The sequence below is a fragment of the Alysiella crassa DSM 2578 genome (assembly GCF_000745955.1).
In the GTDB taxonomy this organism is placed as follows: Bacteria; Pseudomonadota; Gammaproteobacteria; order Burkholderiales; family Neisseriaceae; genus Simonsiella; species Simonsiella crassa.
The window spans coordinates 1-9087 of sequence record NZ_JQKH01000087.1; the positions used below are offsets into that span (position 1 = coordinate 1).

Sequence of the window (9087 nt, forward strand, 5' to 3'; positions counted from 1 at the left end):
AGTTCGCTCAATTCAGTCATATTGGATTAGTCGTGAGAAAATTAATACGATACCACTGAATTGATGCGGACTTCTTTTTTTATTGTACTTTTTTTGTCGTGTACTGAAAGGCTGCCTGAAAAGGTTGAAAAAATGGGATTAATAGCGTTTGCCACCAAAAACAGCATTGAGACTTGAATTGTTTTCAAATTTCACAATACCTGCGGCTTCGGTTGCGCCTTTGCCCATCAGCGTGCCAGAATAGCTGCCACCACTGTTACCCAGCACAGTTGCTTGACCTGCAAATTTGGCACCGTTCAGGCTGCCTGTTTTGAGTGTAACATCTCGTGCCATATCTAAATCCAAATAGCCATCAACCGTTTTTTTGCCAAAATCCACATTCAAACGACTGGTACCTGCATTAACAATATCGCCATCGCTATCCACGCGCACCACATTGCCATAATAAGAAGCAGAACCCGTTTGGGGAATATCAGTCGCTTCAGTACCTTGATAGCTTAATTCGGTTACTTGGCGGCTGTCGTCCACCCAAGCACCATAAAATGAATCGTTTTGATTGTAGCCTGTTGCCCGACCTGCATTGGTTTTCACCGTTACCCAACCTTTAGGGCTAATGCTTAAATCAATTTTGTCATTATCGGGTGTTTCTTTCACGCCCGCCCCATCGTTACTGGCACAGGCTGCCAACACCAAAGCCAATGGTAAAGCCACGAAAAATGAACGCATTGTTTACTCCTTGCTTTTCTAAAAAACTTTATTTTATAATCCCTTTTTTCATTCAACCAGCAAGAAACTCGGTGTATTTCACATCTAAATTCGGTTTATTTGCTTCATTTTTGGGTTAAATTTTATGACGGTACACGACAACATTCGCTTATTACGCGAAATGCGCCAATGGTCGCAAGAAGAAATGGCAAATCGCCTCAATATGTCATTAAACGGTTACGCTCGCATAGAACGCGGTGAAAGCAAATTGCATTTAGACAAATTAAGCCAAATTGCCCAAGTGTTGAATATTGATGTGATTGAACTGATGACGGCACACGAGAAAGGTGTCGTTTTTTTTGTGCAAGATAATGGTGTTTGTGCCAATCATTTCAGTACGATTAATTTACCTAATCAAAATAGTCAAGAAATTGAAAAACTTCAATTAATTATCCAGCATAAAGATGAAATCATTGCCCAAAAAGACGCAGAATTATTGATTTTAAAAAAATTGGTGGCGGTTTTGGAAGCCAATCAAATTGAAAAGTAAATCAAAAAGCAGCCTGAAAATTTTTTCAGGCTGCCTGTTTTTAGCTTAAATCAATTGAAAATTAAGCCACTTTCACCTTTTCCGCCACATCATTGTATTCAGGAATTTCATTGAAATTCATGTAACGGTAGATTTTGTCGCCGTTTTCGTTGATGATGCCGATGTTGGCTTGGTATTCTTCAACAGTTGGGATTTTGCCCAATTTGGAGCAAATTGCCGCCAATTCAGCCGAACCCAAGAACACATTGGTGTTTTTGCCCAAACGGTTGGGGAAGTTGCGCGTGGAAGTGGACATCACGGTTGCGCCTTCGCGAACTTGCGCTTGGTTGCCCATACACAGCGAGCAACCTGGCATTTCCATGCGCGCGCCTGCACGACCCAATACGCCATAGTGTCCTTCATTGGACAATTCTTGCGCGTCCATTTTGGTAGGTGGAGCCACCCACAGGCGCACAGGAATGTCGCTCTTGCCTTCCAACAATTTGGACGCAGCGCGGAAGTGTCCGATGTTGGTCATGCACGAACCGATGAACACTTCATCAATCACCGTGCCTGATTTTTCCGACATGAAGCACACATCATCGGGGTCGTTCGGGCAAGCGATAATTGGCTCTTTGATTTCGTCCATATTGATTTCAATCACGGCAGCGTATTCCGCGTCTTTGTCGGCTTCCAACAGTTGTGGGTTTGCCAACCATGCTTCCATCGCTTTAATGCGGCGTTCCAAAGTACGCGTATCGGCATAGCCATCGGCAATCATGTTTTTCATCAACACGATATTGGAAGTCATGTATTCAATAATCGGTTCTTTGTTCAAATGAACGGTACAGCCAGCCGCAGAACGTTCCGCAGAAGCGTCTGTGATTTCAAAGGCTTGTTCTACTTTCAAATCGGGCAAACCTTCAATTTCCAAAATGCGACCCGAGAAAATGTTTTTCTTGCCTGCTTTGGCAACGGTCAGCAAGCCTTGTTTAATCGCATACAAAGGAATGGCGTTGACCAAATCGCGCAAGGTTACCCCTGGTTGCAGGCTGCCTGAAAAACGCACCAACACCGATTCAGGCATATCCAAAGGCATCACGCCAGTTGCCGCCGCAAACGCCACCAAACCCGAACCTGCTGGGAATGAAATGCCGATGGGGAAACGGGTGTGTGAGTCGCCACCAGTACCCACAGTATCGGGCAAGAGCAAGCGGTTCAACCAAGAGTGAATCACGCCATCACCAGGGCGCAAAGACACACCGCCGCGCGTAGAAATGAATTCAGGCAGCTCTTTGTGGGTGCGCACGTCCACAGGTTTGGGGTAAGCAGCCGTGTGGCAGAATGATTGCATGACCAAATCAGCCGAGAAACCCAAGCACGCCAAGTCTTTCAATTCATCGCGGGTCATTGGGCCTGTGGTGTCTTGCGAGCCGACTGTGGTCATGCGTGGTTCGCAATAAGTGCCAGGGCGCACACCTTGACCTTCGGGCAAACCGCAAGCGCGACCCACCATTTTTTGCGCCAAAGTGAAACCTGCTTTGCTTTCGGCAGGGGCTTGTGGCAAGCGGAATTTGTCAGATGCTGGCAAGCCCAAAGCCTCACGCGCTTTTGCAGTCAAGCCGCGACCGATAATCAAGTTAATGCGACCGCCAGCCTGAACTTCGTCCAACAAAACTTGGGATTTCAATTCAAATTGGGCAACGGTTTCGCCATTTTTCACGATTTTGCCGTCATAAGGGAAAATGTCCACCACATCGCCCATTTTCAGTTGAGAAACATCAACTTCAATCGGCAATGCGCCAGAGTCTTCTTGGGTGTTGAAGAAGATGGGGGCGATTTTGCCGCCCAAGCACACGCCACCAAAGCGTTTGTTGGGAACAAAAGGAATGTCTTCGCCAGTGTGCCAAATCACGGAATTGGTTGCGGATTTGCGTGATGAACCTGTGCCGACCACATCGCCCACATAGGCAACCAAATTGCCTTTGGCTTTCAATTCTTCCAAAGTTTTAATGGGACCGATTTCGCCTGCTTTATCGGGGGTAATGCCATCGCGTGGGTTTTTCAACATTGCCAATGCGTGCAAAGGAATGTCGGGGCGCGACCATGCGTCAGGTGCGGGCGACAAGTCATCGGTGTTGGTTTCGCCATCTACTTTGAACACAGTAACGGTGATTTTTTCAGGCACAGCAGGGCGTGATGTGAACCATTCCGCGTCTGCCCAAGATTGCAACACGGCTTGCGCGTTCACATTGCCTTTGTTGGCTTTTTCTTTCACATCGTGGAAAGAATCAAACATCAACAAGGTGTGTTTCAAGCCTTCGGCGGCGATGGGGGCGAGTTTGTCGTTGTCCAACAATTCAATCAGGGGGTGAATGTTGTAACCGCCCAGCATGGTGCCGAGCAATTTGGTGGCGTATTCGGGCGACACCAGTGGGCTGGATACGCTGCCTTCGGCAATGGCTGCCAAGAATGAGGCTTTGACTTTGGCGGCATCGTCCACACCAGCAGGTACGCGGTTGGCGAGCAAGTCCAACAAAAATTCGCCTTCGCCAGCAGGTGGGTTTTTCAACAATTCAGCCAAATCAGCCATTTGTTGGGCGGTCAAAGGCAGGGCGGGAATGCCTTGTGCAGCGCGTTCGGCTGCGGCTTTGCGGTAGGCTTCTAACATTTCTTTGTTCCTTATGTTTGGGAATACTGTTTTTCTTGTAAAGTTTTGATTTGGCGTTTCAGGCAGCCTGAAAACGGTGCTGAAACTGTGTGTAGTCATTTGACTAAATATTATCATAACTTAATTTTACAGTTTGGGGAATGGGTTTTCAGGCTGCCTGAACAGAAAATTTTATCAAGGGAAATCTATCCCAATAGGTGCTACGCGACCCATGAAATTTCTAGTATAATTTACCCAATAGCAAAATAATTTATCAAATATAACCATCACTTTAAGGAAAACACAGATGTCCACAGTCCATATTCCGCCAGTTAGCGAAGAGATGAAAAAATTTATTCATGGCTTACTGACGCACATGGTAAAAAACAAAGGTTCGGATTTATTCATCACGGCTGGTTATCCGCCAGCGATGAAATTGGACGGTAAATTAACCAAAATTACCGACAAACCCCTCACCGCCGACCACACCCAACAAATCGCCCGCTCCATTATGGACGACAAACAAGCGGAAGAATTTTTCACCACCAATGAATGTAATTTTGCGATTAGTTTGGCGGGGGTGTCGCGTTTTCGTATCAATGCGATGGTGCAACGTGGTGCAACTGCGCTGGTGTGCCGTGTGATTACCAGCGATATTCCGAAATTTGACAATATGAATTTGCCGCCTGTTTTGAAACAAGTGGTGATGGAAAAACGTGGTCTCGTGATTTTTGTGGGCGGCACGGGTTCGGGTAAATCCACGTCTTTGGCGGCGATGATTGATTACCGCAACGCCAACAGTTATGGGCATATTATTACCATTGAAGATCCGATTGAATTTGTTCACCCGCACCAAAACTGCATTATCACGCAACGCGAAGTGGGTGTGGACACCGCCGACTGGTTTGCCGCGCTGAAAAATACGCTGCGCCAAGCCCCAGATGTGATTTTGATTGGCGAAATCCGCGACCGCGAAACGATGGACTACGCTTTGGCGTTTGCCGAAACAGGGCATTTGTGTATGGCAACGCTGCACGCGAATAACTCCAACCAAGCCCTTGACCGCATTATTAACTTTTTCCCTGAAGAACGCCGCACGCAATTATTAAACGATTTATCTTTGAATTTAAAAGGATTTATTTCGCAGCGTTTGATTCCGAAAAAAGAAGGCAAAGGGCGTTGTGCGGCGGTGGAAATTTTGCTTAATTCGCCCTTGATTTCGGAACTGATTTTGCATGGCGATGTGCATGGCGTAAAAGAAATCATGGCGCGTTCACGCGATATTGGTATGCAGACTTTTGACCAATCGTTGTTTGATTTGTATGAAGAAGATTTGATTAGCTACGATGAAGCCTTGAAAAATGCGGATTCGGTCAATGACTTGCGTTTGCAAATTCAGTTGAACAGTAAGAAAAACAAAACAGCAGGTTCAGATGGCATTTTGGACGGTTTGGCTTTGACGGATTACGAAGCACCTGAAGAAGTGAAAAAATAATTTTAGGCAGCCTTTCCATACACGACAAAAATCTTTCAGGCTGCCTGAAATCTGTTCCCTCCCACGCTGGCGGGGGGTTAGGGTGGGGGTGGTTTGTTGATTTTCAATGAAATGAATTTGTTCCACTTGTGGACGGGGGAGGGGACAGATTGTTGTAAGATGAAAAATTGTCGCGTACTAAAAGGCAGCCTGAATAATTTTCAGGCTGCCTTATTTTATTGATTTTAAGGATTATTTTGATGAAAAAACATTATTTTGCGGCGGCGTGTTGGTTGGCTTTGGTTCCGCTTACTTTGTTGTGGGATTGGGCGTTTGCGCCTTTGAATACGGGTAAATGGTTGTTGTTGATGAAATTAATTCCGCTTTGTTTGCCGATTCGGGGGATAGTGTCGGGGCGGATTTACACTTATCAATATTGTTCCATGTTGATTTTATTGCCGTTTACGGAAGGGATTATGCGATTGTGGGACACCAGCGCGTTGAGCGTGGGTTTTGCGGCGGCGCAGGTGGGTTTGAGTGTGGCGTTTTTTGTTTTGTGTTTGGCGTATTTGAAACAATTTAAACGCCCGAAAAATCCCGTATAATCCAGCTTTTCTATTTTTTGACTGCAAAGAAAGTGAGTTTAACCATGACCGATATTCAAATTGAAAAACGCATGAATGTGGAAAGTTTTAATCTTGACCACACGAAAGTGAAAGCCCCGTATGTGCGTTTGGCGTGCGTAACCGATGGCGACCATGGCGATAAAATTTACAAATACGATTTACGCGTTTGCCAGCCGAATCAAGACCATATGGAAATGCCCGCCTTGCACAGCTTGGAGCATTTGATGGCGGAATTGTCGCGCAATCATTCGGACAAAGTGATTGATATCAGCCCTATGGGTTGCCAAACGGGTTTTTATGTGGCTTTACTGAATTTACCTGAATACGATGACGCGTTGAATTTAATTGAAAAAACTTTGCGTGATGTGGTGGTGGCGACTGAAGTGCCTGCGTGTAATGTGGTGCAATGCGGTTGGGCGGCGAGCCACAGTTTGGAAGGGGCGCAGAAAATCGCGCAGTATTTGTTGGATAAACGCGATGAGTGGACAACGGTGTTTGCGTGATGTTTTTCAGGCTGCCTTTACTACACTACAAATTTTTGCCTACCGCCCAATTGTCCCCTCCTGTGGGAGAGAGTTAGGGAGAGGGTAAAACTCGCAATGCTCAACGATTTCTCCCTCTCCCCAGCTCTCTCCCAAAGGAGAGGGAGTGAGTGGCTGGAATATCAATGATTGTGGGCAATATTTTATTTTTGTAGATTAGTGAAAGGCAGCCTGAAAATCCAATAAGCCATTAAATTGAAAGAATAAATATGACAACTTTATCTCCCCAACATTTCGGTATTATCGGCGCAATGGAGCCAGAAATTGAATTGCTGAAAAACGCCATGAGCAATTTGCAAACGCAAACTTTTGGCAAAATCTTGATTTATCACGGAAAACTAGATGGCAAAGATGTGAGCCTGTGTTTAAGTGGCATTGGCAAAGTGAATGCGGCGATTGCGACCACTTTATTGATTGAACATTTTTCGCCCGATTGTGTGATTAACACGGGCAGCGCGGGCGGCGTGGGGGCGGGTTTGGCGATTGGCGATGTGGTGATTGGCGACACGGTGGCACATCATGATGTGGACGTTACCGCGTTTGGCTATGTGCATGGGCAAGTGCCGCAACAGGAAGCGCGTTTTAACAGCCATCATGCTTTGGTGAATGCGGCGGTTGCGGCGAGCGATGGGCAAGCGGTTCATCACGGCTTGATTGTGAGCGGCGACCAATTCATTCACGATAATGATAAATTAGCTGAAATCCGCGCCCATTTTCCCGATGTGATGGCGGTGGAAATGGAAGCCGCCGCGATTGCCCAAACTTGCACGGTATTGGGCAAGCCCTTTGTGATTATCCGTGCGGTGTCGGATACGGCAGATGGCGGCGCGGAAATCAGTTTTGAAGCGTTTTTGGAAACGGCGGCGGTGCGTTCGGCTGAAAGGGTGCGGGCTTTGATTCAGGCGATTTAATGGATTTTCAGGCTGCCTTGAATATTGATTAGGCACAGGCAGCCTGAAAAAATTCCCATAGAGTACTTGCTAAAAAAGTAAAAAACGTACACTTTTATTTTCTTTTTTTTCAACAACATGGAGCGAAAACCATGCCATTCTTTACCCCCCGCAAATTGACTAAATTATGCGCTGCATTGTTGGCAGGCATGTTGGCATTGCCTGTTGTGGCTGCACCCAATATGACAATCACAACAAGCAACTCTATTTCTGGTCAACTCCAAAACAGCTTTGCCACAGATTTGAAATTAGCGCAACAAGGTGATGCAACAGCGCAAAATCAAGTAGGTATGCGTTATTTGCATGGCATTGATGGTTCCGTAAAAGATTATGTTCAAGCTAAAATGTGGTTGGAAAAAGCAGCTGCACAAGGAGATGATGCTGCACAAAACAATTTGGGCTATATGTATCAACAAGGTTGGGGCGTAAAACAAGATTACGCCAAAGCCAAAGCATTGTTTGAACAAGCAGTTGCACAAGGATATGATGTTGCACAATACAATTTGGGCTATATGTATGAACAAGGCTGGGGCGTAAAACAAGATTACGCCAAAGCCAAAGCATATTATGAACAAGCAGCTGCACAAGGATATGATGCTGCACAAAACAATTTGGGCTATATGTATTTTGAAGGTGGGGGTGTAAAACAAGATTACACCAAAGCCAAAGCATTATTTGAAAAAGCAGCTACACAAGGTCATAAAGCCGCACAAAACAATTTGGGCTATATGTATCAACAAGGTTTGGGTGGGAAACGAAATTACGCTCAAGCTAAAATTTGGTATGAAAAAGCGGCTGTACAAGGTCATGCAGACGCACAATATAATTTGGGCGATATGTATGAACAAGGCTTTGGCGTAAAACAAGATTACGCCAAAGCCAAAGCATATTATGAACAAGCAGCTGCACAAGGTCATGCAGATGCACAAAGCAGTTTGGGCTATATGTATCGGAAAGGTTGGGGCGTGAAACAAGATTACGCCAAAGCCAAAGCATTGTTTGAACAAGCGGCTGCACAAGGTAATGCAGTAGCACAACACAATTTGGGCTTGATGTATGTGAAAGGGTTAGGTGTGAAACCAGATTATGCCAAAGCCAAATCATTCTTTGAACAAGCGGCTGCACAAGGCGATACAGTAGCACAAGAAAATCTCAATTATATGCGCCAAGAAGGTTTAATCCGCTAATCCCCATTCTTTTTTTTCAATTCAGGCTGCCTGAAAGCATTTTTGTTTTTCAGGCAGCCTTTCTTTACAAAGCAAAAATTTTGGGCTGCCTGAAACCTGTCCCCTCCCCCGTTGGGGACGCAGACCTGCCAAGTTCTTTTGGTGTAAAATGATAAAGTTAAACTAACGGTAATTTGACCATGCAAACTTTGGAAACCTACTTTTCAGAAATTGAAGACAAAAGACGCAGCGAAGGTAAACGTTACGCGCAAGCTAAATTATTAACAGCCATTGTGATTGCGATAATGGGTGGTGCAAAAAGCTTTCGTGATATAGACCGCTTTTTGAGTAACAATATTGACGATTTAAAACAATATCTTGCTTGGGAACGCGATGCGACACCGAGTCATGAAAAAATCCGAACCTTTATTGGCAGTTTGGATTT

The 9087-nt window shown here is 45.4% G+C and carries 9 protein-coding genes; 7 read left to right on the plus strand and 2 right to left on the minus strand.

Features of this window, described 5'->3' with window-relative positions; genetic code table 11:
* Window positions 1-138 precede the first annotated feature (138 nt).
* Window positions 139-726, minus strand: a complete 588-nt coding sequence (locus Q338_RS10670) for a transferrin-binding protein-like solute binding protein (protein ID WP_034295237.1) — start codon at window positions 724-726, stop codon at window positions 139-141.
* Between the two features lie 124 nt (window positions 727-850).
* Between Q338_RS10670 and Q338_RS10675 the strand changes: the two genes are divergently transcribed.
* The gene (locus Q338_RS10675; protein ID WP_034295239.1) at window positions 851-1255 is read left to right on the plus strand and encodes a helix-turn-helix domain-containing protein; all 405 of its coding nucleotides are present in this window, start codon (window positions 851-853) and stop codon (window positions 1253-1255) included.
* 61 nt (window positions 1256-1316) lie between these two features.
* Here Q338_RS10675 and acnB read toward each other — a convergent pair whose 3' ends face one another.
* Window positions 1317-3905 (minus strand): bifunctional aconitate hydratase 2/2-methylisocitrate dehydratase, encoded by a 2589-nt coding sequence (gene acnB, locus Q338_RS10680; protein WP_034295241.1) that lies wholly within the window; start codon window positions 3903-3905, stop codon window positions 1317-1319.
* Between the two features lie 286 nt (window positions 3906-4191).
* Here acnB and Q338_RS10685 point away from each other — a divergent pair, with 286 nt between their 5' ends.
* The 6 genes from Q338_RS10685 to Q338_RS10710 all read left to right on the plus strand — a co-directional run.
* Window positions 4192-5379, plus strand: coding sequence for a PilT/PilU family type 4a pilus ATPase (locus Q338_RS10685; protein WP_034295243.1), 1188 nt, complete (start codon window positions 4192-4194; stop codon window positions 5377-5379).
* Window positions 5380-5618: 239 nt separating this feature from the next.
* Window positions 5619-5963, plus strand: a complete 345-nt coding sequence (locus tag Q338_RS10690) for a DUF2069 domain-containing protein (RefSeq protein ID WP_034295245.1) — start codon at window positions 5619-5621, stop codon at window positions 5961-5963.
* 44 nt (window positions 5964-6007) lie between these two features.
* A complete protein-coding gene (locus Q338_RS10695) occupies window positions 6008-6487 on the plus strand; it encodes an S-ribosylhomocysteine lyase (RefSeq protein WP_034295247.1) in 480 nt (159 codons plus the stop codon).
* A gap of 248 nt (window positions 6488-6735) precedes the next feature.
* Window positions 6736-7437 carry a 5'-methylthioadenosine/adenosylhomocysteine nucleosidase gene (locus Q338_RS10700; RefSeq protein ID WP_034295248.1) on the plus strand — a complete coding sequence of 234 codons (702 nt, stop codon included), beginning with the start codon at window positions 6736-6738 and terminating at the stop codon, window positions 7435-7437.
* A gap of 131 nt (window positions 7438-7568) precedes the next feature.
* Window positions 7569-8663, plus strand: a complete 1095-nt coding sequence (locus Q338_RS10705; RefSeq protein WP_051968614.1) for a tetratricopeptide repeat protein — start codon at window positions 7569-7571, stop codon at window positions 8661-8663.
* 179 nt (window positions 8664-8842) lie between these two features.
* Window positions 8843-9087: transposase family protein (locus Q338_RS10710; protein ID WP_034291500.1), on the plus strand; the 245-nt coding region annotated here is incomplete at its 3' end.

What these genes read in the sequence shown, in the direction of transcription:
- acnB (WP_034295241.1), bottom strand. Translation starts at nt 3,905, where the DNA reads ATGTTAGAAGCCTACCGCAAAGCCGCAGCCGAACGCGCTGCACAAGGC.
- Q338_RS10695 (WP_034295247.1), top strand. Translation starts at nt 6,008, where the DNA reads ATGACCGATATTCAAATTGAAAAACGCATGAATGTGGAAAGTTTTAAT.
- Q338_RS10700 (WP_034295248.1), top strand. Translation starts at nt 6,736, where the DNA reads ATGACAACTTTATCTCCCCAACATTTCGGTATTATCGGCGCAATGGAG.
- Q338_RS10705 (WP_051968614.1), top strand. Translation starts at nt 7,569, where the DNA reads ATGCCATTCTTTACCCCCCGCAAATTGACTAAATTATGCGCTGCATTG.
- Q338_RS10675 (WP_034295239.1), top strand. Translation starts at nt 851, where the DNA reads ATGACGGTACACGACAACATTCGCTTATTACGCGAAATGCGCCAATGG.
- Q338_RS10690 (WP_034295245.1), top strand. Translation starts at nt 5,619, where the DNA reads ATGAAAAAACATTATTTTGCGGCGGCGTGTTGGTTGGCTTTGGTTCCG.
- Q338_RS10685 (WP_034295243.1), top strand. Translation starts at nt 4,192, where the DNA reads ATGTCCACAGTCCATATTCCGCCAGTTAGCGAAGAGATGAAAAAATTT.
- Q338_RS10670 (WP_034295237.1), bottom strand. Translation starts at nt 726, where the DNA reads ATGCGTTCATTTTTCGTGGCTTTACCATTGGCTTTGGTGTTGGCAGCC.